The sequence below is a fragment of the Ruegeria sp. CDSC045 genome, from assembly GCF_059610725.1.
Genome location: NZ_JBXWOE010000007.1, coordinates 144,646 through 164,440, shown reverse-complemented (window position 1 = coordinate 164,440; position 19,795 = coordinate 144,646). Strand labels below are relative to the sequence as shown.

Here is a 19,795-nt window from a genome sequence, read left to right as displayed (position 1 = left end):
GCACTGTCGGATTGCCGCAACTCAAAACAATATTGAGGCAAACTCACCCCTACCCCGTTCACAGGGCAAGACACCCTGTGCTAGGTTAAGCACGTATAATTGTTTATGAATTGGTGAGTTTCCGATGGCGCGAAAATGTCTGGCAATCCTGATTACGTCGGCGGGTCGCCGTGTTGGCTTGTTGCAATGCTTCAGGGCGGCTGCGGAACGTCTGGATGTTGATCTGACCATCATCGCCTGCGACCTGAACCCAAATGAAAGCGCGGCCTGTGCACTGGCCGATCACGCCGCCGCCGTGCCGCGATGTGACAGCCCCGATTATGCAACCTCGATCCTCGAGATTGTGCGTCAACACGGGGTCAGCTTGGTGATCCCCACAATCGACCCGGAACTGATGCCCCTGGCACAGGCCGCACCCGCCTTTGCCAATCTGGGCGCGCGAGTCCATGTCTCGCCGGTGAACGTGATCGAGGTTGTCCGGGACAAGCGCCTGACAATCCAGAAACTGTCCGAAGCCGGGGTTCCAGTTCCGCGCACATTGGATCATCAGGAATTGCTAGAGCGGCCACAGGACATCAGTTGGCCCATCTTTGCAAAACCAAGCGGCGGCAGTGCAAGCCGGGGGCTGGATGTATTCGAAACCCTCGCTGATGTCCCCTCTGAATTCCCCGAACCGATGATCTTTCAGGACAAGCTGAACGGACCGGAATACACAATCAACATGTTTGTAGATGCCTCGGGTCAGCTCTGCACGGTGATCCCGCATCTGCGCATTCAAATTCGCGCCGGTGAGGTTGAAAAGGGTGAAACCAGGCGACGCAATGATCTGCAAACCATCGCCGAAGGCATTGCACAGGCCCTGCCCGATCTGCGCGGTGTCGCCTGTTTTCAGATCATCGATGACCCAGAACATGGCCCCGCAGTGCTTGAGATCAATGCGCGTTTCGGGGGTGGCTACCCTCTGGCCGATCATGCGGGCGCACAGTTCGCACAGTGGCTTTTGGAAGAGGTCGCCGAATTACCGTCAACCGCTCATAACAACTGGCGCGATGGTGTGAAAATGATGCGATATGACAGTGCGGTGTATCAGGGCTGATGCTGGTATTTGATCTGGACGACACCCTGTATCTGGAGCGAGATTTTGCCTTTAGCGGCTATAACTGGCTGAACGGTTGGGTCCACGAAAAAACCGGCGCTGAAGGGTTCGGACAACGGTGTCAGGCCGCGTACAATGCGGGGGAAAGACGACGCATATTCAATGTGGCTTGCGCGCAGACCGGCCTCGATGCGACCGATGCTTTCATACAGGACCTGATCACCAAATACCGATCACACCCGCCCCTCATTTCGCTGTGCGAAGACGCCGAGCGGTTTTTGACAAACGCAGATCAGCCGATGGGGTTGATCACCGACGGGCCCGAAAAGATGCAGCGCAACAAGATCGCCGCGCTGGATCTGGACCGCTTTATTGCGCATATCCGCCCGACCGGCGCCTGGCCGGATGGCTACGGGAAACCGCATCCCCGCGCCTATGAAGAGATGGAATTGGCCGCGCAAAACCCGCGCAGAATGGTCTATGTCGCGGACAATCCGGCCAAGGACTTTATCACCCCGAATGCCCGAGGCTGGCGGACGGTTCAAATCCTCCGGCCCGGAGCGGTTCATGATCCTATTCCACCCAGTACCCAGCATACCGCATATGCCACGGTCACCAGCTTAGACCAGCTTACAGAAGTTCTGTCAGACCTTTAGCCGTGCCGGCTTTGGCAGCAACTCCGATTTGCACATTGGCAATCAAAGAATCCCAGTCCGACAGGACGTGCTGCGGTTCCAGCCATTCCCTGTTATGGCGCGCATTCTGACGCATTTTATTCAGTAAGGCATCATCCTTTGACAGGCTGAAAATCGCCTTGGTCAGACCGGCAACATCCTCGGCCGGAACAAGCAATCCGTTTTCCCTGTCGCGGATCAATTCCCGTGGCCCATAGGCGCAATCGAACGATATGACCGGCAGACCTGTGACCGTGGCCTCGGCAACTACATTCGGGAACCCTTCAAAGCGAGACGGGAATACAAGAATATCCGCGTCTTGCATCCAGTCTCCGGGTTTTGGGCTGGCGCCGGGCAATGATACGACATCCGATAAATTCGCAGCAGAGATCTGCTGTTCCAACGCGTCGCGCTCTGGGCCCTCGCCAAAGATCGTCAACCGGATGTCTGGGTTGTCGCGCAGCACTTCGGGCATTGCCCGCAGCAGCATATCGAACCCCTTTTGACGATCCAAACGCCCGACAGCCACAAGCCGGGTCTGTCCGGACCCGATGTGGATCCCCCCCAGCGGAGCACATGGATTGGGGATTACACTGGCCTTTGGGATCAGGTCCGCAGGCAAATCCAAACGCGCACGTTCGGTCTGCATGACAATTCCGGATGCCCCCCGCGCAAGCCTGTTCACCGCTTTCAGCCACATGGGATTTCCGCTTTGAACCAGCGGGTTGTTCCTCTCAGAGATCACGACAGGCACCCCGGTTCCACGCGCGGCCAACATGGTCAGCACATTCACCTTGGTCAGAAACGAGATGATCAGATCGGGACGCACAGCCCGGATGACCTTGCGAATATGCAAGTAGCGCCGTGCCTGCGTCAGTCGCCGCGAGATCTTTAGCGGCTGAATCATGTGTAAATGCGCGCACTCAGGATAGGCGAAGTAGGAACCAGAATCCTCTGTCGCCATCCCGGCGACGTGAACCTCATCCCCGGCCGAGATCCGATGCGCGGCGATCATTGCGGCGATCTTTTCCGCACCGCCTGCTCCGAACCCAGCTTGCACCAATAACAGTTTCATTTTTCACTCAGCGGCGCTTTTTACACGATCAGCTTGCTGTACCAGATCCAGAGTTTCCGGACGGTTCAACTCTTGTTCGACAATGGGCCGGTTCAGGTCTTTGGACTGCAGGAAAATCCGCCCAATATATTCGCCCATTATTCCCAGGAACATCGCATTCAAGGTCATCGACAGCAGCAACAGGATGGTGGTCGTGGCAAAACCGCCCGGCCAGTTCTGGCCAAAGAACAGCTTGCCGATCACATATCCGATCATCAACAAAAACGTCCCTGTGCCAACCGTCAGACTGATCATCGAGGCAAGGCGCAAGGGCAGAAGCGAGTGGTTGATCAGCCCGTCGACAGCAAGCGACAGCATGGCCCGAAACGGAAATTTCGACTCGCCAGCGGTGCGCGCATTGCGATCATATTCAAAGCCGATCTGGCGGAAACCCATCCCACTGATTAACCCGCGAACATAAGGAGAGCGATCATCGACCCGGCGCAGCTCGTCCAGAATACGCCGGTCAGTCAGCCGAAACTCGCCCGCATTTCTCGGCAAATCATCATTGCTGATCATGTCGATCAAAGCATAAAAGCCTCGCCGCGCGGCAGCGACGATGGGTCCGTCCGGCAGGCTACGGCGAATGCCGTATACCACGTGATATCCCTGCCGCCAGGTATCCAGCATCTGCGGGATCAGTTCGGGCGGGTCCTGCATGTCGCAATCCAGTTGGATCGAACAGGCCCCGTTTGCGGATCGATAGGCCGTCAGAACTGATGACTGATATCCCATATTGCGGGCAAACCGGATGACCCGGACACGGGGATCAGCAGCAGCAATATCCGACAGGATTTCAAATGTACGATCCGTGGAATGGTTGTCAGTGAAAATGATCTCGGGCTCATAAGAGGGCAGATCGTCAAACACTTTGGTCACACGTTCATAGGCCGTGCGAACATTATCTTCTTCGTTCAAAGCGGGGATCAGGATTGAAACCAAAGTCACGCGTTCATCTCCGCTTGTTGTGACTGTTTTGTCCATTGAACCGTCCTTTCAAGGCCTTCACGCAAAGCGATTTTTGCCGACCAGCCATAACGTTCCGCCATCTGTGAAGGATCCGAAACCAACAATACCGGGTCATCCTTCGGCGGCGCAGAGGAAACCATATCCGGAGCTGCTCCGGTCAACACCTGCAACTCTCCTGCGACTGCTGCCATATCCGGAGCATCGCCAGTGACAACATTGATGACCGACCCCGCCTTGTCCGGCGCGTCAACAATCAAAAGCAGCGCTTCGACTATGTCGTCAATATGTATCAGATCACGCCGATCATGTGGACGATGAAGGAAAACCGGGGCTTTCCGCAATAGGCGGCCAATGGCATGGGGTATGAAGAAATCTTCTGACTGTCCGGGACCATAGGTCAGCGCCAACCGAGCCGTAACAGCCTTGAACGGCAGCCGGGGCTGAGCCATTTCAATATATTGCGTTCCGGCCACCAGAGACGCGCCATAGGAATTTCGCGGGTTCTCTCGCGAAGTTTCGACATAGGGCAGCTTGATATCGCCATATTCCGCAATGGATCCGGTGCGCACAAACGCATTGGGTGGCTGATCACAGATGGCCAAAGCCGACAGGATCGCAACCAGCGTCGAGAGATTTTGCAAAATACTGGCATTCAGATCTGCCAGGTCATCAGTCTCGGCAAATTTTGTCTGCGCGGCGGTATGCAGAACTACCTCGGGTCGGAACGCATTCGCGACGCGTTTGATCGCGGCAACATCCGAATACCCATCGGTGAAAACGCGGATTCCCGAAACACCTTGCAAACGGTCCAGAGAGGAACCCGGCCGCGTAAGCACAGCGACCTCATCGTCCCGGGCCAAACAGGCCCGAGCCAGATGAGAGCCGATGAATCCGCTGGCTCCGGTGATCAGTACGCGCGTCATTGTTTTCCCTTCAGGGAATAACTACTGGCATTGGCAAAGGCACGATGAACTTGCCGCCAGCGGCTTCGAAATCAGCCATCTGCTCGCGGATTTCGTCAAAGAAGTTCCAGGCCAAAACCAACAGGTAATCAGGTTTGCGTTCCATGACCGCTTCGGGGGCCAATACAGGAATAAGCTTGCCCGGCGAATACAGGCCCTGTTTCAACGTGTTCCGGTCAACCAGAAAATCCAGAGTTTCCGTGCCGATATCAAAGTAGTTCAACAGCGTATTACCCTTAGCGGGCGCACCGTAGCCAGCAATCGTTTTGCCAGATGCCTTAAGCTCGGCCAGCATGGAAACAAGGCTGTCCTGCATCGCGTGAACACGCTCGGCAAATGCTTCGTATGCCTCTTTGTTGGTCATGCCCGCGGCATCTTCGTCAGCCAGCATATCAGCAACAATCGGCGCCGGGGTTTTGTTCAGCGCGGCGGGTTGCATGAACACGCGCATCGAACCGCCATGAACCGGCAGTTTTGTGACATCCACTACATCGAGCCCAACGGACTGGCCCAGTTTGACGACGGACAGAAGGCTCAGTTCAGAGACATGTTCGTGATAAACATTGTCGAACTCGTTGGTCTCGAGGATCATCTTGCCCCAAGGCACTTCGATGATGAAGACGCCGTCATCTGTCAACAGGTCCAGAACACCTTCGGTAAAGCCGTGCAGATCGTCTATATGGTTGAAGGTATTGGTCGTCGTGATGACGCTGGCCGGCCCTTCGGTTTCACGAATCTGCTGCGCGGTGGCGCGGTTGAAAAAGTCCACATGGACCCGAACGCCCCGTTCGCCGGCAATCTTGGCTAGGTTGGCCGCCGGGTCGATACCCAATGTGCGCCCGCCCTGATCGTTGGCATGGGACAGCATCAGCCCATCATTACAACCGATATCAATGATCAGCCCACCTTGCGCACGCTCTACCGCGACCGAGGCGAGTTCGGCGAAATGCGTGTGCATAGTTGCCGCACCGGACGGAACATAAAGATAGTCCGTAAAGAAATCAGCAGGCACCTGATCTGCAACCTGGATCAAGCCACAATCCAGACAGGCCTGAGTATTCAGCGGGAAAGCCGGTTGCGGAACATCCTTTTGCTCGGGCCGTGCGAACATATTGGCGGGCGGGTGATCGCCCATCGGCAGCACAAGCATAAGGTTGGTAGACCGGCAGGTACGGCAGGTCGTGCGAACAGACGTATTGATGCTTTGATCGTTCATCAGACCAGTGCTCCTTGGAATTTCAATGCAAATTCTTCAAATTTTGCATGCATATAATCGATTTGCGCTTGTATCAGACCATGGTGACAAGCCAGCAGGATACCCCCGCGCATAACCGCATCGGAATTGGGATAGCCCGCGGGATCTGCTCGGTATTCTACTTGCTTCATGGCAGGCTGACGCAGAATGTTTCCGGTAAAGACAGGCCGAGTTTGAATGTCTGAAGTCTCAAGGAATATCTGCATCTCGCGCCGCGTGAATGGGGCACCTTCGCGCAATGTCAGCGGGAAGGCCAGCCACCCGGTGCGCGAGTTCGGCAGTTGTTCAGGCAGGATGAACCAGTCTTCATAGCGGGCAAAAAAGGCGCGATGAGCAGCGAAGGCCTCTTCGCGCACGCGGATGTTGTTGTCCAGTTTGCTCAGCTGCACCAACCCGAATGCCGCGCTGATTTCCGAAGGTTCAACGTTATAGCCAAGATCCTCGAACAGAAATTTGGCATCATACTCGATCCCGTCCAGTTTGACGTTGAACCGGTTCTCGATGGCCTCGGATTCCACAAACAGCGAGGACGACCGCCCCCAGGACCTCAGCAACAGCGCCTTGCGGCCAAGCTCTTCGTCATTCACGCACAACATGCCACCATTCCCGGCGCCATTGATGACGTGGCTGCCGTAAAAGCTGGTGGTAGAGACGTCGGAATAGACGCCCGTGCTTGTACCGTCGATGGTTGCGCCCAGCGTGTCAGCGCTGTCTTCAATTACCTTCAGACCATGCGCATCGGCCAGCTCGCGGATACGGCGCCAATCTGGCAGGTTTCCGATCAGTGACGGGATCATGACGGCAGATGTATTTGGCGTGATCATGCGTTCGATCGCGTCTACGTCGATATTATAGGTCCCGACCGCGGCATCCACAAATGTCGGGATCAGGCCCTGACGGACAAGCGGAGCAACCGTCGTGGCAAAAGTCAGGGCCGGAGTGATAACTTCGCTGCCCTTTGGCAAGTCCAGAATCTCGACCGCGAGGTAGTTCGCCGATGACCCCGAGTTCACCATGATGCCGTGGCGTTTGGAAAACAAAGCAGCCACTTTTTCCTGCATCTCGCGCACTTTGGGGCCCATCTGGGTGGACGTTTTCAGAACTTCGACAACCGCGTCGATCTCCTCCTGGCCATGCACGGTTTGACCGTAATTCACTCGCATAATTCTTTTCTCCTCAATAACCCGCTATTGCGCGGCGACCGGAGCCCGGTCGAAATCCCGTGAAGACATCAGGTCACTGTAGAACCCGATCTGATTGTTTGTGATCCCACCCATCTCCGAACCGGCGGCATGGGCCTTGTACCAGTCTACTGTCAGGCGAACGGCTTCGGGCAATGTCAGTTGCGGACGCCAACCCAATCCCGTTTGCGCCTTAGTACTGTCCAGTCGAAGAATACCTGCCTCATGCGGCGCGGCAGATGTCTGTTCAGCAGACGCCATCGAAAACTGTGGCGCTCCGTCGCCCCAGGCATCCTGCATCAAGGTTGCCAACTGCCGGACATCCACCGTCCCCGACACATCAGGGCCAAAATTCCAGGCGCCAGCAAAGCTTTGCCCATCCCGATACATTCGCGCGGCCAAGGCCAGATAGCCCGACAGCGGTTCAAGAACATGCTGCCAGGGGCGCACGCTGAGCGGGTTGCGGATAACCACCGGTTCGCCCGCCTCGGATGCGCGGATCACGTCGGGGATAAGCCGATCTTCGCCCCAGTCGCCCCCTCCGAACACATTCCCGGCCCGGACTGTTGCCAGTTGCGGCCCATCCGCTGATGAAAAGAAGGAATGACCATAAGATTGCGCCACAAGCTCGGTACAGCCTTTCGAGGCGCTATACGGGTCCCTGCCGCCCATCGGATCGTTTTCGCGATAACCCCAGGTCCATTCCTTGTTGTCGTAACATTTGTCACTGGTGACAACGACCACCGCCTTCAACGAGCGCATCCCCAAAGCGGCATCCAGAACATGGGCGGTTCCAGATACATTGGTCGCAAAGGTTTCGGCAGGATCCCTATAGGACCGGCGCACCAAAGGCTGTGCAGCCATGTGGAACACGATTTCAGCGTCCACCCCTGACAGTGTATCCAGCACCGCCTGACGATTGCGGATATCCGCAATCCGGCTGTCGGTCAGCCCGTCAACAGAACAGGCATCAAAGAATGAATGCCCCTGTTCGGGAGGCAATGACAAGCCTGTCACCTCTGCCCCCAGACGCCTCAGCCATGCACAAATCCACCCGCCCTTGAATCCGGTATGCCCGGTCACAAGAACACGGCGGCCGGCAAAAACGCCATCAAACTGAGAATTGACCTGCCCGCTCACGGTTCACCTCATATCGCCAGAGCTGGGTAGCTCTTGCCCGAACCTTCGTTGAAATTAAGCCAGGGCGGCGTTTCACCTTCGCACAGACCGTCCAGCGTATTCCTGTCGCGCAGAGTGTCCATCGGATGCCAAAACCCATCGTGGCGATAGGCCATCAGCTCTCCGTCGCGGGCCATCTGGGTCAGCGGGGTCTGTTCCAGCGGCTCATTGTCATCAACCATATAGTCCAAGACGCCCGGCTCGAAGACGAAGAAGCCGCCATTGATCCAGGTTTCGCGATTGCGGACTTTTTCTGTGAAGGCGTCAACCCTGTCGCCCTTGAGCTCGATGTTACCAAACCGCGCCGGGGGCTGAACCGCAGTTACGGTCGCCAGCTTGCCGTGTGATTTGTGGAAATCAATCAGTGCATTGATGTCGATATTTCCTACGCCGTCCGAATAGGTGCACATAAACGGCTCCTCAGGAGTCAGCCAATCCTTGAGCCGACGGATACGACCACTGGTCATGGTATGCGCACCGGTGTCGACCACTGACACATTCCACCCGCCCGGAGCAGAAGGGACCAGTTGCAATTCCCCAGTGTCCAACGATACCGAAATATTGTTGGCGATCAGGTGATAATTGGCAAAGAACTGCTTCAGCAGCAATGCTTTGTACCCGGCAGCCACAACAAAATCACGATGCCCGAAATGGCTGTAGATATCCATCACGCGTGCGATGATCGGACGCCCGCCCACTTCAACCATGGGCTTGGGAATGGAAACCGTTTCTTCGGCCAGACGCGAGCCTAGTCCACCAGCCAGAAGTACCGTTTTCATTGTCTATCCTTCCTTTATTCGATCAATAGAATTGATGGTCATGTGAATGGGCCCGCCCAGGAAAAATATAGGCAGGTTGAGTCGCGCAGGCACTGGTCATTGTTCAGCCCCTGCAGCTTTCAAGTATACCACACCTTGGCCGTAGCGGTTGCTCAGACCTGATAATTCGACCGGGCGGTAGTTGTTTGCCCGCGCATAGCTCAACAATGGGGCTTCCAGAACGGAATCGTATCCAAGCAGGAAAGCCGAAGGCGGGTTATCTGCAAACAGAGCCGGTAAGTCTTCGGCGCCTGCCATCACGTATTTGCCGGCAAGTTCCGGGTCCGTGAAGGGTGCAATTCGGTAAGCGAATGGCCCCGTTGCAAATTCTGGATAAACGCTCAAGCCCGCCTCAAGCGGATAGATCGGCAGCAAAGTCGCGACCGGACCATCAGGCAGTGCACTGCCTGCCACCGCATCCCGCAGGACAGCGCCGGAACCGGCAAAACGGGCCGAGGTGAACTTCGAAGGCTCTGTCAGCGAGACCAGGCCCATCCCGATACGCGGGAGTCCCAGGATGACCATCAAGACAATACCTGCCACAAGCACAGGCACTGCCTCGTGCCGCCGTGGCGGGTCAAGCCGACGGAACAGAACCGCGAGCAGCAGAGGCAGACAGACCAGAGGCTGGATATAATATTGCGGGAAACCGGGCGTTGGGACAAAAGCCATCGAGGCAGTCAAGATAATGATCGCCAGAACAACACCACCATGCCGCAGTTGCGAGGGCTGCATTTCGTCGACACGCGCACCACCACGCAGGATAATCCAAAGCACGGACAGAATGGCCATAACCATCACCAAGCCCACTCCGGCCACCCATGCCGAATGGGCCAGCATCAACTTGCCCGACAATCCCAGGGCCAGCCCTGGTTCTGTTGCGGCGTTGGCCTCCCAATAGGCGACATGTGGTCCGGTGTGAAACCCCAAGACATGCGCCAGAAAGACGCCCGGATCAGCGAGCAGGAAGGCAAACAGGGGCAAGGCCCCGATCAACCCTCCGATCAGCAGCGGCAGAACCACGGCTTTCAGTCGTCGTGCCATCGAAACATCCGCTGGCAACAAGAATGCGGCAAGAGCAATCGGCGGAATAAACAGTACCGCACTGACCTTCATCCCCGCCGCAATAGACAATGCGACGCCCGATAGGACCAGCGTCAAAAATCGCGGCGCGGGCTTTGACGTCTCGATCAAAAACAGGCCAAGCCCGATGACCGCAAATGGCAGTGGCAACAGATTGTTGGTTGCGGCCATACCGGCGCCGGTCAGAAACAGCTCGCATGTCACGATGCCGATAACTGAAAAGACGGCGAGAACCGGCGATCCCGACAAGCGCAGCGTTACCCAGCCAGTTGCAGCGATCAATCCAAGCCAGGCCAGAAACAGGCCGATCCGAGCGGACCCCAACAGGCCGAACTCATCGAACAGAATGCCGGACCCAAGGTAATACCACGCCGAATAAGGGACGTGATTGTAGAAGAAGTCCGAATAGAGCTCCCACTCTCCGAGCAAACGCGCCGGAGGGACGAACATCAGCTCATCCCGGCGCAGATCATAGGTCATCAGGCGGCCGAACAAACCGGCAATCAGCAACACAAGCCCCAGACCAGCGGTCACGATCCCAAGCATAGCACCCATGCGCGTACTTGACGGGGTGGTGCCCTTAAAGCTTGATATTCTCGCATCGCTCATCTCAGCCCCTCCGATCCAACGCCTGACCCCGGCCAAGCGCACGCGAAATCATGAGGTAAGACAATATGACAACCGGCCCCAATGCGACCGCCTGTGCCAGATAGGGATCAAGCCCAACCTGCATCAATCCGCGCAAAAGCAGCGCATTCACAAAATACAGCACGACATAAGACATCGCATAAAGCGGGAAACGGCGGTATCCCTGCACGCCAAAGACAAACCGGGCGTGGATACAAAAATTCCAGATCACACCCAAGATAAACTGAAGCAGAAGCGCAAGCTGTGGATGCATGCCCGCAAAAATCAAAAGGGCAAACACGCTATAGCCAAACGCCGTGTTGATCAGGCCGGCCCAGAGAAACCGTACCACCTGCGCACGTTCCTCTGACGGCGCAAAAGCCGAGCGTATATTAAGCCTCGCCATCAAATGTTGGCCCTTTCGGCGGAAATATTAAACACAGAAACCAAATTCGGCAAAATAACCGACACCAGAAAAAACAATGCTAAATCAGCTGCCAGCGGGCAGCAGTTCCGGGTTTTCTCCTTCAGACTGATTGACCGCATTTGCTGCGTTTGTGCCAGCGCTTTTGAAAATGGGCTTGGATGAAAATTCCGAGATCGGAACCGGACGCAGGCCATTTGCACCATACCCAGGCACGAGCTCTTTCAGCAGGCGCTTGGCTGCCAGTTCGTCACCTTCTGCCGCAGCCTGTTCCAGTTTCCGGATCATGGCGCGCAGGCGGGCGACGGGAATGCCCTCGGGCCGTGCGGATCCGACGCCCGGAATGCCACATTCGTGGCGCTTCTCAGACGCATCAAACAATTCCTCGAACAGCTTTTCGCCTGGACGAATTCCAATGAATTCGATGTCGATATCCTCATAAGGCTTTAGCCCGGCGAGGCGGATCATCCGTTCGGCCAAATCCACGATCTTGACCGGCCGACCCATATCCAGAACGAATATCTCTCCGTGGCTGCTTTCCATTTTCAACCCGCTTGCAGCCGCAACCAGAGTCAGTTGCACGGCCTCACGGATGGTCATGAAGTACCGTTCCATCCGGGGATCGGTCACGGTCAGCGGACCACCGTTCGAGATTTGACGTTGAAACAGCGGGATCAGTGAGCCCGACGACCCCAGAACATTGCCAAACCGTACCGAGAAGAACCGGGTTTCTTCCTCGGTTCCGTTGGTTACACGGTCCTGCGCCTGAACGTAGAACTCAGCAACGCGCTTGGTTGCACCCATCACATTGGTGGTGTTTACAGCCTTGTCCGTGGAAACCTGTACCATCGCGATGGCACCATAGTTCCGGGCCGCATCCGCGACGTTACGGGTTCCGATCACATTGGTCAAAACGCCCTCGCAGGGATTCATCTCAACCATCGGAACATGCTTCAGGGCTGCGGCATTGAATACCAACTCGGGGCGATGACGTTCAAAGATGTCATTCACACGCGACGCATTGCGAATGCTTGCGATATACATCCGCCGGGGAACATCTGGAAAGTTCTGCGACAAATCCATGTCGATGGAATAGGCGTTGAACTCGCAATGGTCGATCATCACCAGTTCCGCCGGATCGAAAGAGGCTATCTGACGTGCCAGTTCGCTACCGATCGAACCACCGGCACCGGTCACCAATACGCGGCGCCCACGGAACATCTCGCGCAACATCGAGCGTTCGACAGCTTTTTGTGGCCGCTCGAGAATTTCCTCCGGGTTGATAATACAACCGTTGGCCGCATCCTGGCCTTCTTCCCCAAGACCCGGCACGCGTGAGACAGCGATACCGTTGGATTCACACCAGCTGGTCAGCTTGCGGATGCCGTCACTTTCAAAATGCGTGATCGGTTCGGTCAGGAACAAGCGTCTGGGCAAATGATCCCAGGCTTTAAGCCGCTCGACCACGCGATCGGCATCCAGAAGAGATCCGATAATCTGAACATCGTGGAAATACAGCCCCATGGTATTGCGCGCATCGTCAATAATGCCCACCGGCTGATACTTGGAATGCGTATTCCGCAAAGACCTGACAAACAGATCACAACTTGCACCCGTGCCAACCAAAAGCACCGGAACCTTGTCCTGATGTTCGGCCATCAACCGCGCATTCTGGCGATTCAGCTCACGGCTACGGGCAACTACACGCAGGGCACTGAGCAGAAGGATCATCAAGCCAAGCTGAATAATGAAGGCCGCGAAGGGTACAGCCTTGGTCACTTCGAAAACTGCACTGGCAGCCATGAGGCACAGGACCAACATTGTCGATCCCCGCAGGATCAGACGAATGTCTCGCAGTGATGTCGAGCGTGTGTGGCGCCGGTACATGCCCGCAAGCGGGAAAACCGCCAGTCCAATCAGGCTGGACAAGAGCATCAGCGGGAACATGGCTGGCGCCATCTGTTGCGCTACCGTTCCACCATTCGCAAGATTGATTGCCACTACGGCTGAGAAAGACGAAGCAACAATGTCTCCAAAGACTAATCGATGATTGGCACGCAACTCACTAACAATCTGCGTTTGCCAGCAATGAAAACCCGAAACCATTTACCTCACCCCTTTATCTCATCACCGGCTCAATTCCGGTCGAGAATTACTCGTACATCGTTACCCAACAGGGTCCTGCAGCATCAAAACATTGCCACAGCTCCCAACTGATCACTCACAGACCGCTTGCAGCTGTCCTATATAAACCAAAGGCTCGCGATCAGATGATCAACCGAAAGCCTTGTACCCGTATCTTTGTTTTGCCCCCTTCACTTGAGCTTGTCTCAATCGCCCAAGTTGAACACACTCACTTCACTCGTTAATAATAATAATTCGCGCAAGTAACAAAATTGTTCCTCTGGTTCGCCGGTTAGCGCAATTTCTTCAATCTCCTTCAACGCTAACATACGTTTCCGCGCCCTCAAAAGTAATTTCTTCACACTTCATTAACGAATTGCAGCGTTTCCTGAAGTACTCTTTGACTGATATTTTGCTGAGGGTTGCAGAAATTCCTCCCTGTTTCGGCTGACTTGAGCGCCGATTGACCTAGCGTAAACAAGAGAAATGCTAATCTCACGGGGAAAATTACAGTCATTTTCTCAATCCGATGAAATCTTCGGGGGCCGCTGTCCGGGTCTCAATATTGCCCAATCGATCCACAATAAGCCCCTATCGGGGCATTGTGAACCAAGACGCAACAAAGATGACAACTCCTTTCGGCCAATCCTCTAATGAGTCGCAGGCCGGTTTTCCTGACAAAGGCTTTGTGAACTTGGCGCATGCTTGGAAAAATTTCCGCATAGTCAGGGTGCCGGTCAGCTCTGCCGCTTGAATCGAGAATCGATTTGGGATCAACTCAGCCCAGACTTCGTATCAGTGCGCCGGAACTTGGATCCGGCCAGCAGGATGATCCGGAGAGATGTTGGTTCTTGGTTTGATATTCGTAGTTTTCAGCTACAGTTCTTGGGTTTGAATATGAACAGATTTCTCGAAATACTGTGTTGCCTGATCGCGGGCACGATCGCGCTGCCCTTTTTTCTGGCGGGTTGTGTGATTGTGCTGTTTTCGGTCGGGCGACCTTTGTTTTTTGGCCAACGGCGGGCAGGCTGCAACGGGCGCGTCTTTCGCATCTGGAAGCTGAGAACAATGTCCGACACACGCGATCAAAGCGGGGCTTTGCTGCCAGATTCGGAACGTCAGACAAAAACCACCAAGCTTCTGCGCCGCGTAAGGCTGGATGAGATGCCCCAGCTTGTGATCATCTTGCGCGGAGATATGGCCCTTGTTGGCCCCCGTCCCCTGCTTCCCGAAACCATCGAAGAGTTTGGAGACAATGGGCGGGTGCGCTGCACGGTTCGGCCCGGTCTGACAGGGTGGGCTCAGGTCAGCGGCAATACCGCGCTTTCAAATGACGAGAAGCTAAAGCTGGATCTATGGTATGTCGCGCACCGGTCACTGTCGCTTGATCTGAAGATATTGTTCGAAACCATTATGGTAGCCTTGGCCGGAGAGCATAAACGCCCTGACCGAATTCAGGCCGCAGACAACTGGCTGGACAGCCGAAAGGAGACACCTGCATGAAGACGGTATTTGTGGGGGCGGTCGAAGGATCGCATGTCGCCTTATCCGCCATATGTGCCCGAGGGTTTGTACCGGATTTGGTGGTGACACTACCGCCGGACTTGTCCCACCGGCACTCTGATTTTGCAGATCTCAAACCCACTGCAGATCGGTATGATATTCCTGTCCACTATACGGCCAAAAGTGACTCGGCCGGAACAATCAAAACCATTCAAGCCGTAAAACCTGATCTGATACTGGTCATCGGGTGGTCTCAGATATGCGGGCCGGAATTTCGAGCCCAGGCAAAGATCGGATGCGTCGGGTTTCACCCATCCGCACTGCCCCGTCTGCGCGGACGCGGTGTGATCCCCTGGACTGTCATATTGGGCGAAACCGATGTAGGCGCGTCATTGTTCTGGCTTGGCGAAGGGGCCGATGACGGCCCGATTGCGGCGCAAGCTCGATATGCGGTCGATCCCGACACGGTAACAGCGCGCGAGCTGTATGACCGGGCGCTTCAGGCCCTGACGCAGCTGCTGCCTCAGCTTTTGACACAAATCTCCGAAGGTGACATCCCGGCGGCGCCGCAACCGGAAACCGGGATCAGCCTTTGTGCGCGGCGGCGGCCCGAGGACGGCCTGATCGACTGGACCAGACCGGCGGCAGAGATTAACCGGTTGATACGCGCAGTCGGGCCGCCCTATCCCGGCGCTTACACGTATTCTGCATCCGGTGAGAAGTTGGTCCTGCTGGGTGTACAGAAAACCGCCCTGCAGGGCTACTATATCGGCCTGCCTGGTCAGATACAGGCCATCGAAGGAAACCGGTTTACGGTCGCCTGTGGGGATGGGAAATGTCTGGACATCATAAACTGGACCGGCGCCGATGCGCCGCCCGATCTGCACTCAAAGCTCAGGAATTCCGAATGACAGCGCTGACACCTTTTGACGGACAGGACGGACCGGTACTTGTGGTTGCTCCGCACCCGGATGATGAAGTCCTTGGGGCTGGCGGCACCATCGCACGACTGGCAGATGCAGGTCGCGCAGTCCATATCGCGATTGTCACAACGGGTCGGTCGCCCCGGTTCAGCACGGAACAGATCGCCAATGTACAGGCCGAAGCCCGGGCCGCACATGAGCATCTTGGTGTGACGCATACGCACTGGCTGGACTTCCCTGCCGCCGAACTGGCTGAGCACCCCCATGGTGACCTGAACGCAGGTCTGGGGACGCTGATCCGTGACCTCGACCCAAGTGTCATCCTGGCGCCGCATCCCGGCGACATCCATCTGGACCACCAGTTGAGTTTCCTTTCGACTTTGGTGGCAAGCCGACCTTATCAGGACAAATACCCGACGACGATCGCGGCCTATGAGACGCTGTCCGAGACAAATTGGAACGCGCCATATCTGACGCCGCCATTCGTGCCGAACATGTTTGTGGACATTTCGGATACATTGGAGCGTAAACTGGAAGCCTTCCAGTTATTTGCAAGCCAGGTCAAACAGCCCCCGCACGAGCGTTCGGTTCAGAGCTTGAAAGCGTTGGCAACTTTGCGTGGCGCGACGGTTCACCGGGCCGCGGCTGAGGGCTTTGTCTTGGTCAGGTCGGTTATCTGACTGACCTGATCGCAAAATCGCCAAGCTGTGATCAGCGCATCCACGCTTCGGACCATAGTTGGAACATAAAGACCGTCCACAGCTGAGCACCCCAGTTGCGTTTGCCTGATTGGTGCTCGGCCCAGCATTTTTCCAACGCTGCCTTGTCCACAAAACCCTCAAGCCCGTTCCCATCCAGAAGAATGCTGGAAACACGGGACTTTAGGGGCCCGCGCAGCCAAGCGTTGAGTGGGATACCGAACCCGCGCTTTGGCCGGTCGTACAGCGATTGCGGAACCCGCTTTTTCAAAAGCTCCCGCAACGCCACCTTGCCAACCTTCCCGTCGCACCGAAGCGAAGCCGAGGAACGCCAGGCGGCCGTTACAACGCGATAGTCCAACAATGGGGCGCGCATCTCAAGCCCGACCGACATCGACGTGCGGTCAGCTTTCACCAGAATATCATCCGGCAGATAATAAAGTGAATCCAACAACATCATGCTGTCCAACCGGCTCAATCCTGCGGGCAAATCATGCGTTCCGATCTCATTGCCCAGCGGGATGCCGGACTTTCCAAGCATACCGGAGGACCAGATCGAAAACTGGGCCTGATAGCGGCACTGGAACTCTCGCCCCTGCAGAACCGGCGCCAGCTTGGCCAGACGATCCGCGCTCAGATCGTCACGCATGCTGCTTGGGGCGAATGGCTTGAGGACAGGCACCAGAGCGCTCAGCACCGATTGCGGCGTCTGCGACAGCGCCTGAATCGCCAGGTCAGGCATCTTGCCCTTCAGGCGTTCAAAAGCCTGCATCCGAACATAGCGAGCATAGCCACCAAACGACTCGTCACCGCCGTCGCCGGACATGACGACCTTAAGCTGCTGGCGCGCCAGTTGCGAAACCAGCAGGGTTGGTAGTTGCGACGGGTCGGCGAAAGGTTCGTCAAACACCTGCGGCAAGCCTTCGATGGCTTGAAACGCCATTTCCGGCGTCGCCGTCACCTCGTGATAATCCGTCCCAAGATATTCGGCGATAGCCTTTGCATGGTCGGCTTCGTTGGTGTCTTCGTCATCGAAACGCACAGTAAAGCTGGGCACTTTTCTGTTCGACTGCTCTTGCATCATCGCGGTGATCAGCGACGAGTCGATGCCACCCGACAGGAAGGTCCCAACCGGCACATCCGCAACCATCCGCTCGCCCACCGCGCGCAGCAGTTCGGATTCGATTTCAGCTATTGCTGTTTCATCGTCGGGATATGGGTTTGCGCGCGCCTCGGTGACCACCGCCTCGATATCCCAAAACCGCTCGATCCCTTGCAGAAGCGCATCCAGCGAGGCCGGTGGGGTGTCAAGTTTGATCTCGACCATAGAGCCCGCAGGTAGTTTCAGGACATTTGGGTAAATCGTGCGCGGGGCAGGAATATATCCCAACCGAAGAAACGATCCTAAGGCTGCGCGGTCCACCTCTGCCGGTCCAAATTCCGGATGCGCGCGCAGTGACTTCAATTCAGACCCAAACAGAACGGTTTTCCCGGCCAGGCCCAGATAGAGAGGTTTTTTGCCAATCCGGTCGCGTGCCAGTGTCACGCTTTGGGTTTTCCGGTCAAACACGGCAATGGCAAACATCCCGTGGACGCGGTCCAGTGTCTTGCGGATACCCCAAAGCTGCATCGCCGCCAGCAAAACTTCGGTATCGGACGTACCCCTGAAGCTTATGCCCAGATCCTGCAATTCCTGACGCAATTCCAGATAGCCATAGATCTCACCATTGAACACAATGGTGAACCGGCCATCGGCGGAATCCATCGGCTGTACCCCGGTTTCCGAAAGATCAATAATGGCCAGACGCAGATGCCCCAGGGCCACGCCCTGATCTGGGTCCACAAACAACCCGGTTCCATCCGGGCCACGGTGTTCAATCGATTGACACATCTTGCCAAGGACGGATGAGGCCTGAGACCGATCAACGGTGCCAAAGTTGATAAATCCGGTGATGCCACACATCGCTCAGATCCCCTTCTGTTCTGGCTGAGAGGCAATCTTATCGGGATCAAGACTGCCGCTCTCCAAAATGTCCCGATACTGTGCGGCAACGCGGTCAAGCTGGTAAGTGCTGGCCACAATCGCCCGGGCTTTTTCTCTTTTCTCCAGATACTCTGGGGCCGACCAATTTGCGGCATGGACCAAAGCGTCTGCCAGCAATTCCGCGTTGCGGGGCGGTACGATCAATCCGCAGTCGCGAATGATCACCACCGCATCACCCACATCCGTCGACACAACGGGGTGGCCATAGCTCATCGCTTCGACAATGACATTCGGAAACCCTTCGGTTCGGGATGAAAGCACCAGCGCATCAATCCGTTTGTAGAATGCAGCCATATCATGCAGGTCGCCGCACAGCTCTACATTGTCCGCAGTCAGGTTATAGCGCGCCAGCAATGATTGTACTTCGGAGTTTTCAGGCGACATATTCTCTCCGGCCGCGATGATGCGCAGATCGGGGACTGACCGCAGCGCCAGAGACAGTGCCTGGAAAAGGGTTTCGTGATCCTTCTGTGGATGAAACCGCGCCGCGATCCCAAAAACCCTGGGCGGGTCGCTCCGCACCACAGAGGCTTGAGGCATGATCAGACCGTTCGGAATGACGCAAGACCGCGCAGCAGCAAACCCGTTCTTCGTGTGCTGATCCAATGCGCGTTGCGAGTTATAAATGATCCCTGCACACCTGCCCGACAAACGCCGACACAGATCAACGGCAATCCGCGTGCTGCGCGTGAATGAGCTGGTATCGTCCAAAGCCTGCCGCACCGTCCAGTAAACTGGCACCTTTCGACCTGATATCCAGCTGGCAATCAGCCCGATGACCATCGCATGGTACATCCAGCACAGAACTGCCTGCGGTTTATACTGACGGATAAGACGCGATATCTGCAATATCGCGCGGGGCATGGACGACAGTGATCTGGCATTCAATCCGATCAGAACGGCGTTTGGATTTGCACATTGGCTTTTGATCCTGTCCGAAACCTCCGTCAGCGACACCACCAATACCCGATCCCCGGATTTGGCAACCAGCCGCGCCAGCATCGCCTGGGCCCCGCCCTGACCGGAAAAATCGGTGATGACATGCATGATCATCCGTTCAACACCCGAAACTCACTAACCTGATCCGGCGGCACATGCCGGGTCGGAACCTTCAGACACGC

The 19,795-nt window shown here is 56.1% G+C and carries 17 protein-coding genes; 5 read left to right on the top strand and 12 right to left on the bottom strand.

From position 1 onward, the window contains the following. Window positions 1-124: 124 nt before the first annotated feature. Window positions 125-1,096, top strand: a complete 972-nt coding sequence (locus AC2FH6_RS13815; RefSeq protein ID WP_496703175.1) for an ATP-grasp domain-containing protein — start codon at window positions 125-127, stop codon at window positions 1,094-1,096. Beyond that, window positions 1,096-1,752, top strand: coding sequence for an HAD family hydrolase (locus AC2FH6_RS13810; protein ID WP_496703173.1), 657 nt, complete (start codon window positions 1,096-1,098; stop codon window positions 1,750-1,752). Before AC2FH6_RS13815 ends, AC2FH6_RS13810 begins: the two co-directional genes overlap by 1 nt. Here the strand turns inward: AC2FH6_RS13810 and AC2FH6_RS13805 are convergent. The 10 genes from AC2FH6_RS13805 to AC2FH6_RS13760 form a co-directional block, all read right to left on the bottom strand. Then, window positions 1,727-2,845, bottom strand: a complete 1,119-nt coding sequence (locus AC2FH6_RS13805; protein ID WP_496691626.1) for a glycosyltransferase family 4 protein — start codon at window positions 2,843-2,845, stop codon at window positions 1,727-1,729. The two genes, AC2FH6_RS13810 and AC2FH6_RS13805, sit on opposite strands and share 26 nt — an antisense overlap. Before the next feature lie 3 nt (window positions 2,846-2,848). Continuing rightward, window positions 2,849-3,868: a glycosyltransferase family 2 protein gene (locus AC2FH6_RS13800; protein WP_185956666.1), complete on the bottom strand. Its 1,020-nt coding sequence runs from the start codon at window positions 3,866-3,868 to the stop codon at window positions 2,849-2,851. Further along, window positions 3,829-4,776, bottom strand: a complete 948-nt coding sequence (locus AC2FH6_RS13795) for an NAD-dependent epimerase/dehydratase family protein (RefSeq protein WP_496689371.1) — start codon at window positions 4,774-4,776, stop codon at window positions 3,829-3,831. Before AC2FH6_RS13795 ends, AC2FH6_RS13800 begins: the two co-directional genes overlap by 40 nt. Before the next feature lie 10 nt (window positions 4,777-4,786). Next, the gene (locus tag AC2FH6_RS13790) at window positions 4,787-6,031 is read right to left on the bottom strand and encodes a class I SAM-dependent methyltransferase (RefSeq protein ID WP_496703171.1); all 1,245 of its coding nucleotides are present in this window, start codon (window positions 6,029-6,031) and stop codon (window positions 4,787-4,789) included. Beyond that, window positions 6,031-7,233, bottom strand: coding sequence for a DegT/DnrJ/EryC1/StrS family aminotransferase (locus AC2FH6_RS13785; protein ID WP_142636227.1), 1,203 nt, complete (start codon window positions 7,231-7,233; stop codon window positions 6,031-6,033). Before AC2FH6_RS13785 ends, AC2FH6_RS13790 begins: the two co-directional genes overlap by 1 nt. A 24-nt stretch (window positions 7,234-7,257) precedes the next feature. After that, the gene (rfbG, locus tag AC2FH6_RS13780; protein ID WP_496703170.1) at window positions 7,258-8,391 is read right to left on the bottom strand and encodes a CDP-glucose 4,6-dehydratase; all 1,134 of its coding nucleotides are present in this window, start codon (window positions 8,389-8,391) and stop codon (window positions 7,258-7,260) included. An 8-nt stretch (window positions 8,392-8,399) separates the two neighbouring features. Next, entirely contained in the window at window positions 8,400-9,209 is an 810-nt protein-coding gene (rfbF, locus tag AC2FH6_RS13775) for a glucose-1-phosphate cytidylyltransferase (protein ID WP_496703168.1), read from the bottom strand. 96 nt (window positions 9,210-9,305) lie between these two features. After that, on the bottom strand, window positions 9,306-10,940 hold the full coding sequence (locus AC2FH6_RS13770; RefSeq protein WP_496703167.1) for a glycosyltransferase family protein: 1,635 nt from the start codon (window positions 10,938-10,940) through the stop codon (window positions 9,306-9,308). Window position 10,941: 1 nt separating this feature from the next. Further along, on the bottom strand, window positions 10,942-11,364 hold the full coding sequence (locus AC2FH6_RS13765) for a GtrA family protein (RefSeq protein WP_496701905.1): 423 nt from the start codon (window positions 11,362-11,364) through the stop codon (window positions 10,942-10,944). 84 nt (window positions 11,365-11,448) lie between these two features. Continuing rightward, window positions 11,449-13,329, bottom strand: coding sequence for a polysaccharide biosynthesis protein (locus AC2FH6_RS13760; protein WP_496703165.1), 1,881 nt, complete (start codon window positions 13,327-13,329; stop codon window positions 11,449-11,451). Between the two features lie 1,074 nt (window positions 13,330-14,403). Here AC2FH6_RS13760 and AC2FH6_RS13755 point away from each other — a divergent pair. The 3 genes from AC2FH6_RS13755 to AC2FH6_RS13745 are packed head-to-tail and all read left to right on the top strand — an operon-like array spanning window position 14,404 to window position 16,612. Further along, entirely contained in the window at window positions 14,404-15,009 is a 606-nt protein-coding gene (locus tag AC2FH6_RS13755) for a sugar transferase (protein ID WP_142636214.1), read from the top strand. Continuing rightward, window positions 15,006-15,920 (top strand): methionyl-tRNA formyltransferase, encoded by a 915-nt coding sequence (locus AC2FH6_RS13750; protein WP_496703163.1) that lies wholly within the window; start codon window positions 15,006-15,008, stop codon window positions 15,918-15,920. Before AC2FH6_RS13755 ends, AC2FH6_RS13750 begins: the two co-directional genes overlap by 4 nt. Next, entirely contained in the window at window positions 15,917-16,612 is a 696-nt protein-coding gene (locus AC2FH6_RS13745; RefSeq protein ID WP_142636210.1) for a PIG-L deacetylase family protein, read from the top strand. The genes AC2FH6_RS13750 and AC2FH6_RS13745 overlap by 4 nt, the downstream gene beginning before the upstream one ends. 31 nt (window positions 16,613-16,643) lie before the next feature. Here the strand turns inward: AC2FH6_RS13745 and asnB are convergent, their stop codons facing one another. Together asnB and AC2FH6_RS13735 are read right to left on the bottom strand one after the other, a co-directional pair. Continuing rightward, window positions 16,644-18,593 (bottom strand): asparagine synthase (glutamine-hydrolyzing), encoded by a 1,950-nt coding sequence (gene asnB, locus AC2FH6_RS13740; protein WP_496703161.1) that lies wholly within the window; start codon window positions 18,591-18,593, stop codon window positions 16,644-16,646. A gap of 3 nt (window positions 18,594-18,596) precedes the next feature. Next, the gene (locus AC2FH6_RS13735; protein ID WP_496703159.1) at window positions 18,597-19,727 is read right to left on the bottom strand and encodes a glycosyltransferase; all 1,131 of its coding nucleotides are present in this window, start codon (window positions 19,725-19,727) and stop codon (window positions 18,597-18,599) included. Window positions 19,728-19,795 lie beyond the last annotated feature (68 nt).